At 31.9% G+C, this 23,479-nt stretch carries 17 protein-coding genes; 4 read left to right on the top strand and 13 right to left on the bottom strand.

Annotation, left to right across the window (positions count from 1 at the left end):
• Position 1: 1 nt before the first annotated feature.
• A complete protein-coding gene (locus MARIT_RS11960) occupies positions 2-538 on the bottom strand; it encodes a hypothetical protein (protein WP_100211630.1) in 537 nt (178 codons plus the stop codon).
• 6 nt (positions 539-544) lie between these two features.
• Positions 545-1,621 (bottom strand): hypothetical protein, encoded by a 1,077-nt coding sequence (locus MARIT_RS11965; RefSeq protein WP_157926276.1) that lies wholly within the window; start codon positions 1,619-1,621, stop codon positions 545-547.
• A gap of 744 nt (positions 1,622-2,365) precedes the next feature.
• Here MARIT_RS11965 and MARIT_RS11970 point away from each other — a divergent pair.
• Complete coding sequence (locus tag MARIT_RS11970; protein ID WP_100212039.1) at positions 2,366-3,151, top strand: ABC transporter substrate-binding protein; 786 nt, start codon at positions 2,366-2,368, stop codon at positions 3,149-3,151.
• On the opposite strand, the gene MARIT_RS11975 is transcribed toward MARIT_RS11970, so the two are convergent.
• From MARIT_RS11975 to MARIT_RS15545, 3 genes are all read right to left on the bottom strand, one after another.
• Positions 3,134-3,331 (bottom strand): Lacal_2735 family protein, encoded by a 198-nt coding sequence (locus tag MARIT_RS11975; RefSeq protein ID WP_024740401.1) that lies wholly within the window; start codon positions 3,329-3,331, stop codon positions 3,134-3,136. The two genes, MARIT_RS11970 and MARIT_RS11975, sit on opposite strands and share 18 nt — an antisense overlap.
• 143 nt (positions 3,332-3,474) lie before the next feature.
• Positions 3,475-4,194, bottom strand: a complete 720-nt coding sequence (locus tag MARIT_RS11980) for a DUF4197 domain-containing protein (RefSeq protein WP_100211632.1) — start codon at positions 4,192-4,194, stop codon at positions 3,475-3,477.
• A 53-nt stretch (positions 4,195-4,247) separates the two neighbouring features.
• Positions 4,248-4,412, bottom strand: coding sequence for a DUF5522 domain-containing protein (locus MARIT_RS15545; RefSeq protein WP_157926277.1), 165 nt, complete (start codon positions 4,410-4,412; stop codon positions 4,248-4,250).
• A gap of 517 nt (positions 4,413-4,929) precedes the next feature.
• On the opposite strand from MARIT_RS15545, the gene MARIT_RS15550 reads away from it, so the two are divergent.
• On the top strand, positions 4,930-5,268 hold the full coding sequence (locus MARIT_RS15550; RefSeq protein ID WP_157926278.1) for a hypothetical protein: 339 nt from the start codon (positions 4,930-4,932) through the stop codon (positions 5,266-5,268).
• Positions 5,269-5,482: 214 nt separating this feature from the next.
• Here MARIT_RS15550 and MARIT_RS11990 read toward each other — a convergent pair whose 3' ends face one another.
• Positions 5,483-6,010 carry a DUF4136 domain-containing protein gene (locus MARIT_RS11990; protein WP_100211634.1) on the bottom strand — a complete coding sequence of 176 codons (528 nt, stop codon included), beginning with the start codon at positions 6,008-6,010 and terminating at the stop codon, positions 5,483-5,485.
• Between the two features lie 733 nt (positions 6,011-6,743).
• On the opposite strand from MARIT_RS11990, the gene MARIT_RS12000 reads away from it, so the two are divergent.
• Entirely contained in the window at positions 6,744-10,178 is a 3,435-nt protein-coding gene (locus MARIT_RS12000; RefSeq protein WP_100211635.1) for a methylmalonyl-CoA mutase family protein, read from the top strand.
• A gap of 99 nt (positions 10,179-10,277) precedes the next feature.
• On the opposite strand, the gene MARIT_RS12005 is transcribed toward MARIT_RS12000, so the two are convergent.
• Both MARIT_RS12005 and MARIT_RS12010 read right to left on the bottom strand, forming a co-directional pair.
• Entirely contained in the window at positions 10,278-11,186 is a 909-nt protein-coding gene (locus MARIT_RS12005; RefSeq protein ID WP_231975145.1) for a TIGR01777 family oxidoreductase, read from the bottom strand.
• 257 nt (positions 11,187-11,443) lie between these two features.
• A complete protein-coding gene (locus MARIT_RS12010) occupies positions 11,444-11,950 on the bottom strand; it encodes a GbsR/MarR family transcriptional regulator (protein ID WP_024740408.1) in 507 nt (168 codons plus the stop codon).
• Positions 11,951-12,150: 200 nt separating this feature from the next.
• Here MARIT_RS12010 and MARIT_RS12015 point away from each other — a divergent pair, with 200 nt between their 5' ends.
• The gene (locus MARIT_RS12015) at positions 12,151-16,140 is read left to right on the top strand and encodes a M14 family metallopeptidase (protein WP_162288614.1); all 3,990 of its coding nucleotides are present in this window, start codon (positions 12,151-12,153) and stop codon (positions 16,138-16,140) included.
• A 64-nt stretch (positions 16,141-16,204) separates the two neighbouring features.
• On the opposite strand, the gene MARIT_RS12020 is transcribed toward MARIT_RS12015, so the two are convergent.
• From MARIT_RS12020 to MARIT_RS12040, 5 genes are all read right to left on the bottom strand, one after another.
• A complete protein-coding gene (locus MARIT_RS12020) occupies positions 16,205-19,360 on the bottom strand; it encodes a S41 family peptidase (RefSeq protein WP_100211638.1) in 3,156 nt (1,051 codons plus the stop codon).
• A 145-nt stretch (positions 19,361-19,505) separates the two neighbouring features.
• A complete protein-coding gene (locus MARIT_RS12025; RefSeq protein ID WP_100211639.1) occupies positions 19,506-20,612 on the bottom strand; it encodes a secretion protein in 1,107 nt (368 codons plus the stop codon).
• Positions 20,613-20,710: 98 nt separating this feature from the next.
• Positions 20,711-21,475 carry a tryptophan synthase subunit alpha gene (gene trpA / locus MARIT_RS12030; RefSeq protein ID WP_100211640.1) on the bottom strand — a complete coding sequence of 255 codons (765 nt, stop codon included), beginning with the start codon at positions 21,473-21,475 and terminating at the stop codon, positions 20,711-20,713.
• Positions 21,476-21,575: 100 nt separating this feature from the next.
• Positions 21,576-22,754, bottom strand: coding sequence for a tryptophan synthase subunit beta (trpB, locus tag MARIT_RS12035; protein ID WP_100211641.1), 1,179 nt, complete (start codon positions 22,752-22,754; stop codon positions 21,576-21,578).
• 98 nt (positions 22,755-22,852) lie between these two features.
• Entirely contained in the window at positions 22,853-23,473 is a 621-nt protein-coding gene (locus MARIT_RS12040) for a phosphoribosylanthranilate isomerase (protein WP_100212040.1), read from the bottom strand.
• Positions 23,474-23,479 lie beyond the last annotated feature (6 nt).

Genomic DNA, 23,479 nt, shown 5'->3' on the forward strand with positions numbered 1-23,479 from the left:
TTTAAAAAACGTTTGGAATTGTTGCCAATCGGAAAGAAAAACTTTGATCTAACTTTCCATTACCAGCAACACTATTTGCGATCATGACACCGTCCTCTTTCTTTTGAATAGCATAACGGTTTTTAGCAGCTGTTTGAATAGCTATTAATGCAGCGTCTTTGTTACTATTAACAACAATCTCCCAAGTAAATTCGGTTACATCTTTTGTTGTTATCTTAGCAAACGCTACTGTGTTTGAGCTTCTATCTACTTTCAAAAAGTACTCTGGTGATTTTACCGAAGCAATTAATACCTTCCCTTTTTTTCCTTCAATACCTTTCAAGATAAAAGATTGCAAATACGCTTCTCCTTTATTTTCAACCGCTCCTACTTTACGCAACTCTGCTGTATTTGTAGCTGTGTTATGAAACAATGCTTTTGTTTCTTCTCCAGAGGTTAAAAATCTAAAAATCTTGTTATCGCTATTATCCTGCTGTGCATTGATAGCTCCTATATGACCTATAAGCCATACCACAAGTATGTATGTATATTTTTTCATTATATATTATTTTTTAGACTTCACTAACGTTTCTAGTGCTTCTAATTTTTGTAAAAGAGTTTTCATTGTTTTTTCTTGAGCTTGGATTTTCTCTTCTTGCTCAATTGTATATAGCGTTAACTCCTCTACTTTTTCCACTAAAAGCGTATTGATTTGCCCTACATTCATTCCTTCTTTTACCACTTCCTTTTCAGTTGGCATATTGGGTAAATGCTTATTTTCTTTGATATAAGAAGCAACCTCATTTAAAGGCATTAAATGATATTCTTTTGCAAAAACGTAATCAGGAAATGTAGTGACATTTAAGCTTATTTGATCTAAGGTTAACTTTCCTCTTTCTAATCGCGCCATTTCTCTATTTGATCCATCTTTAAAGAAAATAGTTCCATTTTGTTTTCCATTTGCATTAGCTCTTAGGCTTAAATTTCCATAAGATTGAAATGTATTACCTCCTCTTACGGTAAAAGTACCATCTTTAACCCTTGCCATTTCATTATTTTCGCTATCTAAAAAGGCTACTGCACCTTTCTCTTTATTAGAAATCCCTGATTTTAATTTTAACAGCCCTGGTGCTGCAATAGTACTAGCCATATTTAAAGTAAAAACACCGTCTTTTAACTTCGCTATTTCTTCATTTTGATGATTTTTAAAATAAATATTATTGCTATTCGAATCTGTATCTGATGTAACAATATCTTTTTCTTTCACTTTTAAAGTTAAATTACCTAAACCCTGAAATTCTCCTTCAGTTGAAACTCTTCCCCAAAAATCTCCATTTTTTGCAGAAACTCCCGTATGACCTATCAGTGATAGATTTCCATTTATTGAAACTGGTGTAGAAAATACTGATAATTTTTTTCCCACTTTTAATTTAAAATCTTTTAACGAATTGCTATTCTGACCTACTTGAAATAAAATAGGTTCTTCATGATTTGAATTATCGCTATTAGCTCTTAATATTAATGCCCAAGTTTCACTTTTCACAGTTGAAAAATGGAAAGACTCCTGTGCACTAACTTCTTTTATTCCTCCTATTAAACCTAAAGCCATTAATACAGCTACTTTGATTGTATTTATTTTCATTTTTAAAATATTTAGTTTTCTATTTATAATTAATTCTGATCGTTTTTTTATTTTTAACAAATGTTTTTACCAAACATTCGTTTATAACATATATGCCCTCCTATAAATAATTTATAAAGTATGTATCGCACGAATTTGTAATGCTAACTTACAAACAAGGCTAAAAAAATTTCATCTTTTTAGGAGAAAATCTTCTTATTACGGATGCAAATCTATATCACAAAATTTCTTTTTATTTCTTTAAATAATTGGTATTAACAATAGGTCTATAACAATTATCTATAAGTAGTACCAATAGTAATACAAAGCTTATTTTAGATTAACTAAATCAGAATTATCATAAAATTTAACACTTTTTATGACCTTAAATAAAACCCACATAATCAGCGCTTTAAATAAATTTAAATTAAAATAAAAAAATTTATAAACGTTTTACACCACTCTACTCCATTAAAAGCAGATAATTATGCTAATAAATGACTCGTTTCTTAACCATACACAAATTTTCATTCCTAAACTTTTTTATGTTTTTTTTAACCTTTTTCTTCTAAATTATTTTTTCTGAATTCCATTCTCTTATGCATTTCTAAAATTGACTGTCAATGAAGCCTAGCAATTGATTTTTTTTATTTTTTTCATAATAATGCACTCTTACTAGAAAGAAAGATAACAACATTAGAAAAATCAATAATTATTTATATTCAAAATTTTAAATTAGGATTGGTTATATTGCATCAAAAAACATTGAAAGATCAATTAGGTAGAAGTGTCTCTATTTCTCCTCCTATAAAAAGAATTATCTCCTTAGTTCCTAGTCAAACAGAGTTATTATTTGACTTGGGACTAGAAGGCTGCATCGTTGGAATTACGAAATTTTGTGTACACCCTCCTTCTTTAAAAAAGAGTAAGGTTATTGTTGGAGGTACCAAAAATATCAATTTAAAAAAAATCGAAGCTTTAAAACCTGATATCATTTTATGCAATAAAGAAGAAAACACCAAAGAAATAGTTAAATCTTGCGAAAAAATAGCACCTGTTCATGTATCCAATATCCAAACTATCCACGACACACTACTACTGATTAACCAGTATGCTCACTTGTTTCACTGCCATACTAAAGCGAATGAAATAACTAAAGAAATCCATTTTAAGCTATCTGTTTTCAAAGATTTCGTAAGAAATAAAGGAACTAAAAAGTGTGTATATTTTATTTGGAAATCTCCTTGGATGGTAGCTGCGAATAATACTTTTATCAATCATTTATTGAAGGTAAACAAACTGGATAATGTATATCGCTGTAAAAAACGATACCCTGAAATTACCCTTACTGAACTCTCTTTAAAAGATAATGTTGAATTGCTTTTCTTATCATCAGAACCGTATCCTTTTAAAGAAAAACATGCCATCGAAATCAAAAAAAGTTTTCCTACAGCAAAAGTTATTTTAGTGGATGGCGAAATGTTTTCTTGGTATGGCAGCAGATTACTAAAAGCGTTCGACTATTTTAGAGCGTTACATCGTCAAATTTGACATATTGTCGTTTAAGTATCTAAGTCTATCCAATTTTTCAAGAACTCTCGTTGCTTTATAAGCTGATCGATCACTTTTACATTCATCTATATACCTATATGCATTTGCTTTTTCAATTAAACGACTATACTTTTCCTCCAAAGATTGTTTATATACTTGTAATTGATTTAATCGTGGCATTCTTTACGTATTAACTATTCCTTAAATATACATAAACATTTGTAATAAAGATCATTACACCATCAAAATACTAAAAAAAATTTCTATAAAAAAAGCTCTCCAACGGAAAGCTCTTATTCTCTTAATTTTATTTCTCTTATTTTTTAATATTTATCCTGTAAAGCAAAAACTTGGCGTAACAAGGCCGTATTTCGTAAGCCTACCTTCTCTCGAATCCCTTTTTCTTCCACTGCTATCATCGTAAATACTCCTTCTAATGCTTTTTTGGTTACATAATCTGTTAAATTAGGATTTACCTTCTTTACAAATGGTATGTTATTGTACTTGTTTATCAAATTTTCCCATATTTTATCTGCTGCTACCTTTGCAAAAGATCTTTTAATTACGGGTGCAAACTGATGGTACAAAGCTGTATTCGTTTTTCCTTGCAAATAAGTAGTAGCTGCATTCTTTTCTCCAAGCAAAATATTCTTAGCATCTGCAAATGTGATTCCTTTTACTGCACTTACAAAAATAGGGGTTGCTGTTTTTACCGCATCTTCTGCTGCCCTATTTAATACTTTTATACCTTCATCTGCAATCTTATTCAATCCTACTTTACGTAATCCTTTATCTACCACCTGCAATTCCTCTGGTAATATAATTTTTACCAATTCATTTCTATAAAAACCATCTTTTGCTGTTAACTTAGATACTTGGTGTTGAATACCATTATCTAAAGCTTGACGCAATCCATTTCCTATTTGCGCTTGGCTTACAGCTCCTCCTTGCATTTGAGTTGCTTGATTCACTACCTTCTGTAATTCTGCACATCCAGAAAATTGAAATACGAATACTAGTAATATTAAAACTCTATTTATCATCTTTAATTTATTTTTTATTATTTTTAGATACAAAAAACACGGTATCGTCACTATCATTTAAAACGATCCGTTCTCTTATCATACCCATAAGGGCAGTGCCTACAACCACTTTTACAACAATACCCCCTTTTTAAATGATATTTTTCTGTAAAAACTTTATATCCATCTTCATTCAGATAGTAATCGTCCTTTTCTAATTCTATTCGTTGTTTAAACATAACTACAAAGATATTCGATTTTATTTAAGCTACCGAATTTACCACTTTTCCTTTGTTTTAATAATCAATATTGATTTCTTTATAAAAAGAATCAATACTATTGTTCTTTTTTTATGCTAAGTTTTTCTTAACTTTATTGATATAGTAAGCACTAAAACAAATTAATTTTTAGAAACTTGCTTCCCCCTTCAAAATCAAACTTATTTTTAATTCTTAACTACATTTCATTATCAAAAGAGATTGTTTGATATAATCTAATTTTCTGTAATAAAAATATAAATCACTATAAGTCGAATTGTTAAAAGCCGTATTCATATCAAGTAAAAGTCATAAGAAACAACTTCTTATTTCTCATAAAAAAGGCGCTAATTTATGCTTCTTTCTTAAAAAATTAATACGAAATGACGTTTTAATTATAAACACCAACTGGGGTGTAGAAATTTATTATAATTCTCTCTTAGATTATTCTAACTCTATCTTAAACTCCTTCCTTCTATTCCTTTCCAAAAAAGGTGCTATGGCTAATGACTACAATGTTGTTTTTATAAAAGACACAACAGCATTTACTCAAAGAAGTACTCTCTATTTTTCAAAACTAGCTAATATGCCGTTGGGGTTTTCTAATTATTCAAAAAGTGTACTACATCAATTGAATATCTATGAAAATAATACGGTAAAGAAAATGATCTTTAAAGCTTGGCAAGAAAGCTTACTTACCATCTTTAAAAATCAAAAATCTTCAAAAAAGATATACCCTTTTTTAACAATGCTTCAATATGCACATTTGGAAACCAACTACCCGCCACTTTTAAAAAAATTACTCAGAGGAACATTAAGTTCTTTAAGATCTAACTGACCTAAAAAGAGCTTTGTTGAATTCAATACAACCAAGCTTCTTTTTTTGCATTTAATAAATAGGCTTTTATTTTTAAGGATACGCAAAAATTAGATGTTTAAAACTCCACTCTATTTTTTTTAATCGAAGTAATTTAAACTTCTTGTTTTGAAGGGAAAAGTTTAAATCACTTCAGCATATAGCTACAAGCAAAAAACATAAAGAAGCTCAAAATTTATTTTTTGTGATGAGGAGGGTACTCACTCATTATTTTTGCTACGAACTCTTTTATACGGGCTTCTTTCTTTTCTATATTATGCATTCGTAAAGCTCCTGTTCCTATACCTTGCCACACCAATTCTTTGTTCTTAGCTTCTATCAAATCAATAAATAATGTTCCTTCGGTGTATTGCGAGACTGTTACTGGATTCACTCCATAATACCAAGGATAGTAGAAACCATTAAAACTGTTATCTGTTATGTTTACTCGCTCACGCGACTTGGTAAACAAACTTATTAAAATATCTGGATTTGAAGATTTTGTCATTCCTTTCGCTAATAACTCGCTTTCAATGGCCCTCATAATTCTTTTTTTATCCAAATCAGAAATAGAAGCTTTATCAATTCCTTTTTTATAAAAAGCAAATGTTTTATACTTATCAAAATTCACCTTTGTATCATAATCTGTTGCAACTCTAACCGAACTGCAAGAGCTCATTATCAAAAGTAGTATAGGCACTAAAAATAATTTTACTAACTTCATGTTTTAGGTTTTATTATTAAATTTAATTAGACTTTCTCAATTTTAAGAGCATCAACAAATATGCCATAACTTTTTTTTAAACTTTATCACACTTATTACAAACCAACTAATTTTATTTTGTTGCTATTTCGTTTTTTTTCAATCAAAAATAGTAATTTGGTGATATTATTGCACTGAAAATAGTAATGATTTTTGTTTCGAAATATATGGTTCCGAAGGGGTTTGCTGGCACTACCCTATATCCTTTTATCTTTTTAAAAAGAAAAGATCTAAAGCAAGATCCTATACTTATTAATCACGAAAAAATTCATCTAAAACAGCAATTAGAATTGCTGATTATCTTTTTTTATCTCTTATATGGCATAGAATGGTTCGTTAAGTTTTTAAAATATAAAAATGGATACGTTGCTTATCAAAACTTAAGTTTTGAGAAAGAAGCTTATCAAAATGAATGTGATTTCTATTATACTCAAACCCGAAAAAAATGGGCTTTCATCAAGTATTTTTAATTCCTATATTTTTCATAAAGTACCTCTGCTATATTTACTCTTTAAATAACTCAACTCCTATCCCCTTCTTGGTTCTTTATAAAAAAGAACACCCTTCACTTAAAACCTTACAAATAAAATTATTTTAAAAAAACTCACTAATTATTTTACTAATTTACTACTAATTATTTGATTTCTTTGAAAATTATTTAAATTGCAAATCTAATTTTCTATAAATTTTACGAATGGAACAAATAGCACCTTATAAACCCACCTATAAAGTAAGAATAGTAACAGCAGCATCACTTTTTGATGGCCATGATGCGGCTATTAATATTATGCGAAGAATTATTCAATCAACAGGCGTTGAAGTAATTCACTTAGGACATGATAGAAGCGTAGAAGAAGTAGTCAATTGTGCCATTCAAGAAGATGCCAATGCTATTGCCATGACTTCATACCAAGGGGGACATACTGAATATTTTAAATATATGTATGATTTGCTAAAAGAAAAAGGAGCAGGCCATATTAAAATATTTGGAGGTGGCGGAGGAGTCATTCTTCCCGAAGAGATTAAAGAATTAATGGATTATGGTATTACCCGTATTTATTCTCCTGATGATGGGCGTGAACTAGGATTGCAAGGAATGATTAATGATTTGGTAAAAACTTCTGATTTTCCTATTGGAAACGAGCTACAAGACGAGGTAAATTCTCTTTCCAAAAAAGAAATAGGAAGCATTGCTAGAATTATTTCCGCAGCAGAAAACTTTCCTGAGGTTGCAAAAAAAGCCTTAGATGTCATACATGAGAAAAATAAGAATACAACAACTCCTGTTTTAGGAATTACAGGAACTGGCGGAGCAGGAAAATCATCATTAGTTGACGAATTAGTTCGAAGGTTCTTGATGGATTTTCCTGAAAAAACCATTGGGTTAATTTCTGTGGATCCTTCTAAACGAAAAACAGGTGGAGCCTTACTAGGAGATCGTATCCGTATGAATGCGATTAATAACAAGCGTGTTTATATGCGTTCGCTTGCTACCCGTCAATCAAATTTAGCTCTATCTAAATACGTAAATGAAGCTGTTGAAGTTTTAAAAGCTGCCGAATTTGACCTAATTGTATTAGAAACTTCTGGAATTGGGCAATCTGATACAGAAATTATAGAGCATTCTGATACATCTTTATATGTCATGACTCCCGAATTTGGAGCTGCGACACAACTGGAAAAAATTGACATGCTCGATTTTGCGGACTTAGTTGCTATTAATAAATTTGATAAACGTGGTGCTTTAGATGCTATACGCGATGTAAAGAAACAATACATGAGAAATAACAATCTATGGGAAGTTTCTATGGATGATTTGCCTGTTTTTGGTACAATTGCTTCTCAGTTTAATGATCCTGGAATGAATACGTTATACAAACGTATTATGGATAAATTGGTTGAAAAAACAGGTGCTGACCTAACATCAAAAATGGAAATTACAAAAGAAATGTCTGAAAAAATATTTGTAATTCCTCCAAGTAGAGTTCGTTATTTATCTGAAATAGCAGAGAACAATAGAACATACGATAAAAAAGTACATCAGCAAGTGAATGTTGCTCAAAAACTCTATGGTATTTACCAAACCATAACTTCGATTGTAAATTTTCCTATAGAAATTACCAAAGCTGGTTTCAATGAGAATGCTATTTTAACTAACAATACCATTAAAGAGGAGGAAGTATTTTTAAAGCTCTTATTAGCTCAATTTGAAAAAGTTAAACTAAATCTCGATCCTCACAATTGGGAAATTATTTTAAACTGGCAAGAAAAAGTTCAAAAGTATAAGAATCCTGTTTATACTTTTAAAGTACGCGATAAAGAAATTAAAATAGCTACACACACCAAATCACTTGCTCACTCTCAAATTCCAAAAGTAGCCCTACCAAAATACCAAGCTTGGGGAGATCTGTTACGTTGGAACTTGCAAGAAAATGTTCCTGGGGAATTTCCTTACGCTTCAGGATTGTACCCTTTTAAAAGGACTGGGGAAGATCCTACAAGGATGTTTGCAGGTGAAGGCGGCCCTGAACGAACAAACAGGCGCTTTCATTATGTAAGTTTAGGCATGCCTGCAAAGCGTTTATCGACTGCTTTTGATAGTGTTACTCTTTATGGAAACGATCCTGGTCATAGGCCTGATATTTATGGCAAAATTGGAAATGCTGGTGTTTCTATTTGCTGTTTAGACGATGCTAAAAAATTGTATGCTGGTTTTGATTTAAGCCACCCTATGACTTCTGTTTCTATGACTATTAATGGGCCTGCTCCAATGCTACTTGGGTTCTTTATGAATGCCGCTATTGACCAAAATTGCGAAAAGTATATCAAAACACATGGTTTAGAGGCGGAAGTAGAAGCCAAATTTAAAGAAATTTATGATTCGAAGGGCTTAGATAGACCAAAATACCAAGGAGAACTTCCCGAAGGAAATAATGGCTTAGGATTGATGCTACTCGGCTTAACTGGTGATATGATATTACCTACTGAAACCTATGCCCAAATTAAAACGGCTACCTTAGCACAAGTCCGCGGAACAGTGCAGGCTGATATTTTAAAAGAAGATCAAGCACAAAATACCTGCATTTTTTCTACAGAATTTGCACTTCGATTAATGGGAGATGTGCAAGAGTATTTTATTGAAAAACAAGTTCGTAACTTCTACTCTGTTTCTATTTCAGGATACCATATTGCAGAAGCTGGAGCCAATCCTATTACGCAATTAGCATTAACCTTAGCAAATGGATTTACTTATGTTGAATATTATTTGTCCCGTGGTATGGACATTGACAAGTTTGGCCCTAATCTTTCCTTCTTTTTTTCCAACGGAATTGACCCTGAATATTCGGTAATTGGTAGAGTTGCCCGTAAAATTTGGGCAAAAGCATTAAAATATAAATACAATGCTAATTCAAGAGCTCAAATGTTAAAATACCATATTCAAACTTCTGGCCGATCACTACACGCTCAAGAAATTGACTTCAATGATATTCGTACTACTTTACAAGCGTTGTATGCTATTTACGATAACTGTAATTCTTTGCATACAAATGCCTACGATGAAGCCATTACCACTCCTACCGAAGAATCAGTACGTAGGGCTATGGCTATTCAGTTAATTATTAACAAAGAATTGGGGTTAGCTAAAAATGAAAATCCAATTCAAGGTTCTTTTATTATTGAAGAACTTACAGACTTAGTGGAAGCTGCTGTTTTAGAGGAGTTTGATAGAATTACAGAGCGCGGCGGAGTTTTAGGTGCTATGGAAACCATGTACCAACGTTCTAAGATACAAGAGGAAAGCTTGTACTACGAAACGCTAAAACATACAGGAGAATTCCCCATTATTGGCGTAAACACCTTCCTTAGCTCTAAGGGTTCTCCTACTGTACAACCTGCAGAAGTTATACGCGCAACAGAAGAAGAAAAGCAATTCCAAATTCAAACAAAAGAATTACTTCACAAAACCAATACCCAAAAAGTAGAAGAGCAATTGGCTATTTTACAAGAAGCTGCTATTCAAAATGAAAATTTATTTGATAAATTAATGGAAGCTACTAAATACTGCTCTCTCGGTCAAATTACGCAAGCTTTATTTAAGGTAGGTGGTCAGTATAGACGAAATATGTAAGAAAAAATAATTAGAAGATTGTACCCAACTAACAAAGCACTCTTAAAACTAAGAGTACTTTGTTAGTTATTCTCATATAAAATATCACTCATTTATTTTCTACTTTTTAAAAATATTGGCGTAAAAACTATCCATTTGATCCTCTTCAAACTGAAAACCTTGCTGCAATAACTTTTCAGGAAACACCTTTCTACTTTTTAAAAGTAATTCTGTTTCTGTTCTCATAACAATAGCTCCTATTTTCAATAACCAATACGGAAGATTTATATAAAAATAAACTCCTAGTTTTCTCCTTAGTTTTTTTTGAAAATCTACATTTCTTATCGGGTTTGGCACACACAAATTATAAATTCCTTCTTCTTTATTTATTAAAAATTTAATGGCTCTTACATAATCTCTTTCTGTAACCCAACTTATAAACTGACTCCCTTTTCCTTGCCTTCCTCCTAAACCAAATTTTGCCATTCTCTTCATCAATGGAAAAGCCCCTCCTTTATTTCCTAGTACAATTGCTGTTCTGGTTATAATTTTCTTTGTTTTTGGAAACCTGTAAGTATTAAATACTGCCTCCCATTTTTTACACACATCCATTGAAAAATCTGTTCCTATATCTCCATCTTTTTCTTTCATTAATTTCTTTTCTGAATGCTTATAAATAGTTGCTGAGGAAGTCTGGATAAATACCTTAGGAGGATGCTTCAAACGTTGAACAACTTTACACAATAACGACGTACTTTCTATTCTACTCTGGTAAATAGCTTTCTTATTTTTTACTGTATAACTACAGTTTACTGATGTACCTGCTAGATTTATTAATACGTCCGCTCCTTCTAAAAATTGTGTCCAATACCCTTTTGAAACCCCATCCCAACATAAAAAATGCACATTATCAATATTTACTTGCTGCGTTCTAGTCAGTATATAAATAATATTTTCTTTTTCTTTTTTAAATTCATTTACGAGCAACTTTCCCAAATATCCATTTCCCCCAGCGATTACTATTTTCATAATATTTATTATTAATTTATTTCTTGGCTATTTTAGAGAACAGCCATTTTTTTCTTTTTTAAATTCTATAATATACGTTCATATATATGCAGGTAATACAGACTCCCCATGCAATATCCGTATGACAAAGTAGTTTATCACTACTTTCGCAAAAGGAAAATAAAAGAAAACTATTCCTACTCTATTTATCCAAGTGATTATTAATATATTTATTTTCATACTTTCAGAATTTATTGAAACATTGTTCTTAAATTTTTTTATCGCTTTATAATTTTAGTAAAATTAGATAATAACCAATGTTCATCAGCTTTTATTACTTTATCTAAAATTCCATTTACCTTCGTTGTTACCGATGACAAATCACGCATTACTTTTTTAAACTTTGTAACTTCTTCTGAAGTTTCTTCCACCTCATCTTGAAGTTCTTGTAAAATTTTTAAAACGGGTTCTATTTCTCTCTTTTTTCGCTCCTTGGTAATTTGCTTAAACAGTTCCCAAATATCTTTATCTGCTACAAAAAACTCCTTTCTCTCTCCTGCTATGAACTCCTTTCTTACAATTCCCCAATCTATCAAAGCTCTTACATTCATATTCACATTACCTCTAGATATTTTAAGTGCTTCCATGATATTCTCAGCAGATAAAGGCGTTGTTGAAACTAACAATAAAGCGTGTACTTGTGCCATTGTTTTATTAATTCCCCAATTCGTCGCTAAACTCCCCCAGGTATGAATGTACTTTAACTTTGCATCTTCTAAGTTCATAAGGCAAATATAGTTTTTTTTAACTAAACTTTCAATAATTATTGAAAATAAAATAACTTTCTTTTTTGCTATTTTCCAAAGACTAAGAAAAACCTTGTGTCAAGTTTACAATAACTTAATCGACGATCTTTGCTTATATTAATATTTTGTCAGAACTTTAACTTGATTTAATGTGTAACCCCCGTAAAAACTCAATCAATATGAGCAAAATCCCCCTATTCATTTTATGCTTATTCCTTAATGGACTTTTATTTTCTCAACAACATAGTAAAAGAATTATTATTAAAAATCCAACTCGTAAAATTCAACAAACTTTAATTAAAAATGGAATAGATCTCAGATGCGGCGCTGTTCATAAAGCAAACAGCCTTCAATTGGAAGTTTCTCAAAAAGAACTTTTTATCTTAGAAAAAGAGAAAATTCCTTACAATATACTCATTGAAAATGTTACTTCTTTTTATAAGGAAAGAATCTCAGAAGATTTGCCCAAAGCTATTCATGATTTGCAACAAAGAAAAGAGAGAAATAATTTAAACAAAAGAAACTCTTCTTCTACTAATGCTAATAGTAGTTTGCAGTACAATGATTGCAACGAAGTAGATTGGACAGTACCTAACAACTTTAACTTAGGGTCTATGGGAGGTTGCTTAACAGTAAGTGAAACCATTGCAGAACTCGATGAAATGCATGCCAAATTTCCTCACCTAATATCAGCCAAATTAGATGCTTCTCCTACTCACCAAAAAACATACGGAAAAAAAGAGGGTACAACCACTTGGGAAGGGCAAACTATATATTATGTTAGAATTACTGGAAACCAAAACATTCCAGAAGGATCAAAACCTCAAATATTATACACTTCAATGATTCATTCTAGAGAGGTTAGTAGCCTAATGAGTAATATCTATTTTATGTGGTATTTATTAGAGAATTATGAAACAGATACCGCTATCAAAAACCTGGTAGATACTAACGAACTATATTTTATCCCTATCGTAAATCCAGATGGATTAAAATTGAATGAAGAAATAGCTCCTAATGGAGGCGGAATGCAACGAAAAAACTTAAGACCTGATAATGGTGGCTCTGGAGTGGACTTGAATAGGAATTTTGATTACTTCTGGGGAAATGCTGGTAGCGGATCTTCTGGATATCCTGGTAGCGAATCTTACAGAGGGCCTGCTCCTTTCTCTGAGCCCGAATCACAAATTTTAAGAGATTTTGTTTTGAATAAAAATTTCAAAGTTTGCTTGATGAACCACTCCTTCGCAAACGCTATTCCTCATCCATATGGAGGAAACCCAACATTTGCTTCTGGTAGAGAAGATGAAATGCATAAGTGGCATGAAGATATGACTAAGTACAATCGATACATCTCAGGTGCTACTATATTTTCTCCTGCTAATGGAGTGGCTGATGATTGGATGGTTGGAGGAAATCCTGATGCAAACGGCGCTATAGGATCTGGAAAAAAGATCCTTTCAACAACCCCTGAGCATGGGAGTAGTGGGTTTTGGCCATCTCCTTCTGAAATAGTTCCTATTGCAAAAAGAGCAGTTCGAATTTACCTAATGAGTGCATATCAAGCTGGTAAATATGCAAAACTACATGATTTGACACAAAGTGATATCAATACACTCAATTCAAATATAACTTTTGGTATAGAACGTATAGGCCAAACCCCTAGTAATTTCACACTGTCAGTAACTCCTATTTCTAACAATATCAGCACCATAACTTCTCCTAGTACAATTTCTGGATTGGATATTCTCACACAGCAAAAAGTGACGGCAAAACTAACATTAAACAATACCATTTCTCCTAATGATAAGATCGCGTATAATGTAACATTATCAAACGAGGATGGAGTTTTCTACAATGCCAACTTCGAAAAATATTACCAACCTGCTATTTTACTAAATGACAATCCTGATACTAATGGTTTGTCTAACTGGAATAGCAACGGATGGGTAAGCACTACTAGCGATGCTTTTTCTGGAAGTACAGCGCTCAGAAGCAATAGTAGTAGTCCTTATCCTAATAATAACACAAGCCTTCTTACTAGTAAAGATTCTTATAATTTTTCGAATAATAGTAAAACAATAGTCCAGTTTTATGCTAAATGGGACATTGAAAGGAATTTCGATTTTGTAGAATTACAAGCTTCTACCAATGGTACAAACTGGCAATCTTTATGTGGCAATTATAATAAACCAAATGCTACTTTATCTAGTAATAACTCTCATTCTCAAAAAAGTAATACTAGCCAATCTTTTCAAGAAACAAATAGTTCAGGAAGAGTTTATGATGGAGATCAAATGGATACTTGGATAATGGAAGAAATTGTAATAGATAGTAACAATAATAACTTTCTTTTCAATGCTACTAATGTTTTTTTCAGATTCAGGTTTAAATCTGATGCTAATAATAAAAAAGAGAGTTACTCTACTACCTACGATGGTTACTTTATAGATGATTTCAAAATTATCGGTATTAATTTACCTTGCGAGGTAAGCACTCCTAAAGACATTATAACAACCAACGTATCCAGTAATAATATTACACTAAAATGGAACGGTCCAACTTCTGCAAAATATGATCTTAGATATAGAAAAATGAATGCGCTTCAATGGACATCAGTTACCGATATAGAAAATACTTTATATACGATTACAAACTTACTTCCAACAACCACTTATGAAGTACAAGTTCGTTCAAAATGTAACACGAATACTTCTTTGTATGCCCCTCCAATAAATATTACAACGACTTCTGTTAATTATTGTAACTCAAAGGGGATTACCGTTTCTGATGAGTACATTCAAAAAGTTACTTTAGGTACTATTGATAATGCTTCTGAAGGAGAAGGGTATGGCAATTTTACTGCTATAAATACAACAATTCAAAAAGGCACTTCGAATACTATTACTATTGTCCCAAAATGGACAGGAAGTACTTATAACGAAGGATATGGGGTTTGGATTGATTACAATCAAGATGGAGATTTCTCTGATAATGGAGAAACCATCATCACAAAACCCCCATCTAAAAACACTTCTATTAACGCTTCTTTTGTCGTTCCTTCATTTGCACTATCAGGAAATACAAGAATGCGGGTTTCTATGAAATATAATGCTACACCAACAGCCTGTGAAACCACTTTTCAATATGGAGAAGTAGAAGATTACACTGTTAATATCGCAAATTTACAACCCGATACAATAGCTCCTACCCCTCCTTCAAATCTAAGTGCTAATACTATTGAAGCAACTTCCTTAGTATTAAATTGGACTCCTTCTACCGATAATATCAAAGTTAGTGAATACGAAATTTATCAAGAAAATCGGAAAATCGCTTCTGTAGAAAACACAACCTATAACGTTACAGGCTTGACACCAAAAACAACTTATGATTTTTATGTGATCGCTAAAGATATTGCTAGTAACAGCTCTACTCCTAGTAACCTTATCAGCATAGAAACCTTAGGGAACGAAATAAACTACTGCAAATCCAAAGGAAATAGAGTTAGCTATGAATGGGTTGATTACGTTTCTTTTGGAGGAATGACAAATTCAACGGCTGCTAATAGCGGATATGCTGATTTTACTTCTAAAATAGCTACCATAGCAAAGGAAACTACCACTACATTAACAGTAAGTGCAGGCTTTGCTAGTTCAGCTTATTCTGAAGCATTTACGGTATGGATTGACTATAATCAAAATGGTGTTTTTGAAACAAGTGAAAAAGTGATGTCTAACTCTTCCAAGAGTGCAACCTATCGAACTTCAGAAGTAACAATTCCTGCTAGTGCTCGTGTTGGAAAAACAAGAATGCGCGTATCTATGAAATATAACGGATCACCAGATCCTTGTGAAAATTTTGAAGACGGGGAAGTGGAAGATTATACTGTCAACATTATTGATGCACAACAAAAAACAATACACTACAATACAACAGCTGGAATGCATCTGAAAGTTTCTCCAAACCCTACAAACTCATCTATTATAGTAACAGGTATTCATTCTAAAAATGCTCGATTCACTATTGTTAACTTAATGGGGCAACCTATAAAATTTGGAGCAATTAAAAACAAACAAATGATTCATCTTACTGATTTAAAAAAAGGTATTTATTTGTTAAAAATAAGTAATAATGGAAAAGGTATGGTGCAAAAAATAATTAAAAAATAATTGGCACTACTCTGAAATTATGCTCACTAAAAAAGCCCCAGAATAACGAATTCTGGGGCTTTTTTTATCCAATTTCTTTTAACAATACATTCACTGCTTTTTTTAACTGAGCATCTTCTCCTCGATCTTTCCAACCAGGAGCATTCTTTATTAAAAAGTTAGGTACTGCTGGCGCTTCATTTTCCATGTTTTCACCTGAGTTTTTCACATACCAAGCTCTAAAAGGCATACGAATAAATCCGTTCTGTAAAATCTTTGCTCCTGTAGAAATAACAGCTCCAAAAGTAGGTTGTCCTACCAATTTCCCTAATCCTAAATTTTTAAAGGCATGTGAAAAGATTTCAGCATTTGAATAGCTATTCTCATTACACAAAGCCACTAAAGGTTTTGTATTTACTGATAAAATAGCACGTTCATTAAACGGATAATTGTTTTCAAATTCCTTATGATTCTTTAAACTCTTAGTAGCTCCTCTAGGAACAGTATAAGCATGCTGCTTTACATTCAAAACCGCCATTAAGCGATCTGTTGTCCATCCACCTCCATTATACCTAACATCAATTACAATGCCTTTTTTTCCATAGCCACTCGCTTTTAACTCGCGCTCAAAACGCTCAAAACTATGTATATTCATCCCTTGTATGTGAATATATCCCAATTGTTCATCAGAATATTTATCTACTAGCTTCTTACGAGAAGCTACCCATGCTTCATATTGCAACTTCCGCAAGCTTCCTTGAGGGCGAATAATGACTTCTTCATGATTTGATAACGTTAATAAAATCTCAGTATCCAATGTATTTTTTAGCAAGCTATAAAAGTTCGTGTTTTCATCAATCATTTGACCGTTTACACTTGTAATAATATCCCCTACTTTTAGCTTACTTTGTATTTTATCTGCTACAGAGTTTGGCAATACATAATTTATACGAACTCCTTTTTTGGGTTGATTTGATACTTCTAAACCCAAAAGACCTACATTATCTCTGGTTACCTTTTCTTTGTTTGTTCCTCTATATCCCATATGACTCGCATTCAGCTGCCCTAACAATAAATTATACATATATGAGTAATCTTGTTGAGTTGTTGCTGAAAGCACCCATGGTTTATATTTTTTCACCAAACCTTTCCAATTATATCCATGAAAATCTGGATCATAAAACCCTGCTGTTAAAGCGCGAATCCCTTCATTAAAAACTTGTTCATTTTCTTTTTTAACATTAACCGTATATGTAACTTTATGAGGCAAAGGAATGATCTTATCAGATTTCATATCTAATTCTTTGATTCCTCCATTTGAAGTAAAATAAACTTTCCCCCCACTTCTTTTAAAGTTATTTGCCTTTGTAGCTCCTTTTATAAATTTAGGGTTACTCCCATCCCATTTGATCTTATATAAGTTACGTTTTTTACTAATAGGATCTGTTGCTGTAAAATACATAAAATCACTATCTTCACTAAACATAGGGTTATACTCCTCATCTTGTAACGATGTAACCTGCACTAAACGATTATAAATTTCATTCTCGTCTATTTTTACATTTATCTTTTTCTCTTTGGATTTTTTTTCATCTAAATCCGTTTCCTCCGGGTAGTATGCTCCTTCTTCATGATCTATCTTTGATTTTTCCCAATCCTTTCTATCTAGCCAAACCATCCAAACGTCATTATTAATACCGTTCCTATTCGATAAAAATGCTAATTTCTTTCCATCTGCGCTCCAAACAGGAGAAAAATCACTTCTTGGATGCATGGAAACATTCATTTTTACCTTTTTATTTTCAACGGATTGAATAAAAATTTCGCTGTCAAAATTTAGATCTTCCTGTGAATATGCTATAAACTTACTATCTGGACTCCATGACACTCCTTTTGCAGGTGCCCACGAATTTGAGTAGATTTCTTCTTTTTTAATTTCTCCCTTATCAAACGTTCCTATAAATAACTTTCCTAAACCAACTTGATAGGCTATTTTTTTCTTATCGGGTGATATCACAATCATTTCTACATCTTCATGACTCGCAATCAATTTAGTAACTTCAACTTTTAAACTTCTATCCAAATCGACCAAGGTATCCTTTGATGTAGCTTTATATATTTCAAATTTTCCTTCTCTATCCGAAAGAAATACAACTGTTTTATCATTCAACCAAGTCGGAGATTTATCTCTAAAAAAATGTTTACTTATATTATTAGATTGTTTTCTATCTTTATTGTTTTTTTTGATAAAAATTTCTCCTCCAACTTCTATTGCTATATTTTTTCTATTAGGAGAAATTGCATAATTACTCACTCCGTTTAACACCGTTTTGGTTTCTTCTAAATCAAAATGATTATCAGAATTAATATCTATGGTTATTTTTTCCGTTTTATCTTTTTCTATTCTATAAAGCTCTAAGCCTGTTAAATATACTACAGTCCCATCATTACTTACAGAAAACGTACGAACTCCATCTTTTTGATAATCAGTCAACTGAACAAACTCACCTTTCTTAGTTCCTTTTTTAGAAATACTTTGCTTATAAATATTATAACGCCCACTTTCTGCTCCTATGTAATATAGGTTTCCTTTTTCATCCCATTGAGGAGAATGCTCATTCTTAATGCTAGTTGTAATTTGAATATACTTTTTAGTTACTGTATTATAAATCCAAACATCACGCTGTGCTGCTCCTGAATAATCTTCACGCGCAATACGACATGCACCTTTTACAAAAGCTATTAATTTTCCATTAGGAGAAACCGTTGCCATTTCACCATAAGCAGTAAGAAGCCTTTCTGGTGTTCCTCCATCTTCTTTAACTGTATATATTTGTGCATCCCACTCTGGTCCTTTAAAAACCCTCGCGGTTTTAAAAACAATAGTGCCCTCATTAGTCCAATCTGTTGGAATATTCATTGTAGGATAGTACGTTAATTGCTTTGGGATTCCTCCATTTATAGAAGTCGTAAAAACATTATCATTTCCGTGCCTATTAGAAGAAAATGCTATTTTATTTCCTCTAGGATTCCAAACAGGATTACTTTCGTATCCTTGATGAATAGTCAACCTCTTAGTCTCCTTACTACGAAAATTATATACCCAAATATCACCATGATATGAAAATGCCATTCGGGTAGCATCAGGACTAATTACTGGCTTTCGAATCAGTTTACCATTAGCTACTGAAAAGTTACACATAAAAAAAAGAATTAAAATCAGCGCTTGCATTTTCCTCATAGATGTCTTTTATATTAGAATAGGTGCAAAATAGAAATTTAGTTAGTATTTTAAAAAAAACTACACCTTTTTATTCAAAATCATAACTAAAAATTAATATAATCTTAGAATAAGTTTCTATTGATAAGTCTTTTTATGATTCGCATCAATTCTTTATTATTTTCTCAATAACATACTTGTCACTTTTCACTTCCTTTATATAAAAAAGATAAGTTCCTTTATTCAAATCTCCTATATAAATTTCTTTCCCAGTAACTTCTTTACAAAATTGCCCCTTCAAATCATAAATTTTTGTCCTTAAGAAATTATACCCTTGAATTGTTATCATATCTTCAGATGGGTTAGGGCCCAATATAAATGGCTTCTTTATTGGGTCATTTATGGATAAGGTTTTAGAATTTAACTTTATCAAAGCAGGTGACTTACTTTGATAGCTCTCTGACGTTAAATAGTACTCGTCTTCACTTATAGAAAGAATGCTTTCTATTTGAGTAGAAGTATTATTAGGTGGCGTTATCGTATAACGGCGAATATTTCCATTAGAAAAATTCGTTGCATTAAAGTCTCTAATTTCTATGATAAAATTTACATTAGGAGCATATCCCGTGAGTATCACTGTGTTTGAAATCTGATTATAATCAGCTCCTGTTACAAAGCCTTGGGCATTTATACTACCAATGCTACTAATTTCATAAGCTCCAGGAGATTTGGAAAGCGCATAAATATTAGTTTGAGAATTCACCCAGTTCTTGGTAAAAAGATATAAGACATCTTTGTAAGCAATTAAAGCTTCTGCATCAAAATTTGTGGCATATGCGTTTGATGAGAAATCCGTTTGCTCTGAATACTTAAACTTTATTTCTTCGGCTTCTACTGTATCATCAGTAGTTCCTAAATAATCGGTAATAGGAATACGATATACCTTTAAATCTCTTCTATTTCCAAAGTTATTCCCAAAATCACCTATATAAATATAATCATCATCATTAGCAAGATCCTCCCAATCAATATTCGTTGCATTTTTTACTGTAACTATTCTAGTAACAGCCCCTGTTATGTCATCAAACTCATATAACTCTGGTTTTGAACCAGAATCGTTATGAGTAATTAGTTTCCCGTCTATTTTTATTAAGCCAGAAGTTTCTTGAATTGAACTCGGCAAAATTGTTTTTAGAGAAACTTCTTGTCCATAGGTTAAAAAAGATAAGACACTAGTAAAAAAAATTAACGGTAATAAACTTGGGGATTTCATAAAATAAGCTATTAAATATCTAGAACAAAAATAATTCTTTTTAAACTAAATCATCAACTTATTTTTTGAGTAGTTCTCTCTCTATTATCCTAGAAATCTCACCTGATTTCATTTATAAATTTATTAATTCCTAGTACCCCATTTTTGGCAAGTTCTTTTATAAAAGCAGAGCCTATAATTGCTCCATTCATATATTCACAAGCAGTTGCAAAAGTCTTTTTATCAGAAATACCAAACCCTACAATTAATTTACTTTTCAGGTTCATTTCTTTTATCCTATTAAAATAATTCACTTGTTGCTCAGAAATTTCTCCTTTAGCTCCTGTTATTGATGCAGAAGCCACTACATAAATAAATCCTTCTGTTAAAGCATCTATTTTACGAATTCGCTCTTCTGAAGTATGAGGCGTTATTAGAAATACATTTGTTATTCCATAACTTTTAAATAGCTCTTGATAATGATTCTCAAATTCTACCATAGGTAGATCTGGAATAATTACTGTATCTATTCCACACTTCTTTACCTCCTTACAAAACTCATGTTCTCCGTACGTTATCATTTGATTCAAATATCCCATCAACACCAAAGGTGTTTTATTAGATCCTTTAATAACTGCTAATTGTTGAAATATAATGTCTAAATTAATTCCATTTTCCAAGGCTACACTGCTACTATGTTGAATAGTAGGTCCATCTGCTAAAGGATCTGAATATGGTAATCCTACTTCTATAAAATCAACACCACTTGTACTTAATTCACGAATAACCGATGTTGTGTCTTCTAATTTTGGAAAGCCTGCTGTAAAGAAAATAGAAAGCAGGTTTTTATTTTTTTTTTGAAATATACTTGTAATTGAGTTCATTTTTATTCAGTTGTATCAGTTCATCTATCAGAGTTCATTCTTAATCATCAAGTCTTAGTATTTTGTTAAAGCCAAAACTTTTAATTTTTTATAAAAGCAATTAGTCTTCTAAATGCTTAATATATGTTTCTAAATCTTTATCTCCCCTTCCGGACAAGTTAATTACAACCACTTGATCCTTTTTTAAGCACATCTTAGGTAATACAGCTAATGCGTGCGCACTTTCTAAAGCAGGAATAATCCCTTCAATTTTTGTTAATTCGTAAGCTGCCTCTAAAGCTTCCTTATCAGTAGCATTCATAAACCTTGCTCTATTGGTTTCATGTAAATAAGCATGTAATGGCCCTACTCCAGGATAATCCAATCCTGCAGAGATTGAATAAGGTTCTACAATTTGCCCATACTCATCTTGCATTAAAATTGTTTTACTTCCATGAATTACCCCTATTCCTCCTAACTGAGAAGTTGCTGCACTTTCACCAGAATTAACCCCTAAACCCGCTGCCTCTACGGCTATCAATTCCACTTCTTCATCTTCTAAATAATGATAAAAAGCACCCGCTGCATTAGACCCACCTCCTACGCATGCTATAATCGTATCTGGGTTTTCTTTACCTGTTTGCTTTTTTAGCTGCTCTTTCATTTCTTCCGAGATTACCGCTTGTAATCGAGCTACCATATCAGGATATGGATGCGGTCCAACAACAGATCCTATCAAATAATATGTTTCAGGATGCTGAATCCAATAACGGATAGCTTCATTAGTAGCATCTTTCAATGTTTTACTCCCACTAGTTGCAGCAACTACCTTTGCACCTAACATTTTCATACGCGCTACATTTGGTGCTTGCCTTTTTATATCGGTTTCTCCCATAAAAACAACACATTCTAAATTCATCAATGCACAAACTGTTGCCGTGGCTACTCCATGCTGCCCTGCGCCTGTTTCCGCTATAATTTTAGTTTTCCCTAAATGTTTTGCCACTAAAATTTGACCAATGGTATTATTTACTTTGTGAGCTCCTGTATGATTCAGATCTTCTCTTTTTAAATAAATAGTAGCTCCATATTTTTCTGATAAACGTTTTGCTAGATATAATGGACTAGGCCTACCTACATAATGTTGCAATAAATCTTTATACGTTTTCTGAAAAGCTTCTGATTCAATAATTTTCAAATAATTATCTTCTAATTCTTTTACGTTTGGGTACAACAATTCTGGTATAAATGCCCCTCCAAATTGCCCATAATAACCATTTTTATTAGGTTGAAATTTCATTGGTCGTGTTATTTTTATTTTAAATACTTGTGTGTCTAATAATATATAAGTCCTCTATTTTTTTTATAATTTAAAACTACAAATCATGCTCTAAACAACTATTTATTTAATTGCATTTTAAACTCTTTAAGCTTTTCTACAGATTTAAATCCTGCTTTTGTTTCAAACCTGCTATTTACGTCTAGTGCATACATAGGCAATTTTGTTTTTTCTAAGTTTTTAATAGCCTTCACCTCATCCAATCCTATTCCTCCACTTAAAAAAAAGGGTTTCGCTGTATTATACTTCGCTAATACATCCCAGTTAAAAGTAACTCCATTTCCTCCACGTTCTTTCCCCTTAGTGTCAAATAGAAAAAAATCTACCTCTTTTTCATAAGGCTTTAGTAAAGCAAAATCAAAATCATCTTTAATTCCAAATACTTTTATAATCTCTATATTCGGTAAATATATTCTTAATTCTTGAACATACGCTACTGACTCGTCTCCATGTAATTGAACTGCTTCTAATTGATATTCTTCTACAAGAGATACCACTATTTCTATATATTCATTTACAAAAACACCTGTTTTCTTAATATTTTTTGGGAGTTCTGGAATGATCCCTTCAAAATTTCGTTTCGATTTATCATAAAAAATAAAGCCTAGATAATCAGGACGTATTCCCGCTACCTCTTGAATATTCTCTATATATTTCATTCCACAGACTTTTAGTTTCATCTCTTT

This window comes from Tenacibaculum maritimum NCIMB 2154 (assembly GCF_900119795.1).
In the GTDB taxonomy this organism is placed as follows: Bacteria; Bacteroidota; Bacteroidia; order Flavobacteriales; family Flavobacteriaceae; genus Polaribacter; species Polaribacter maritimus.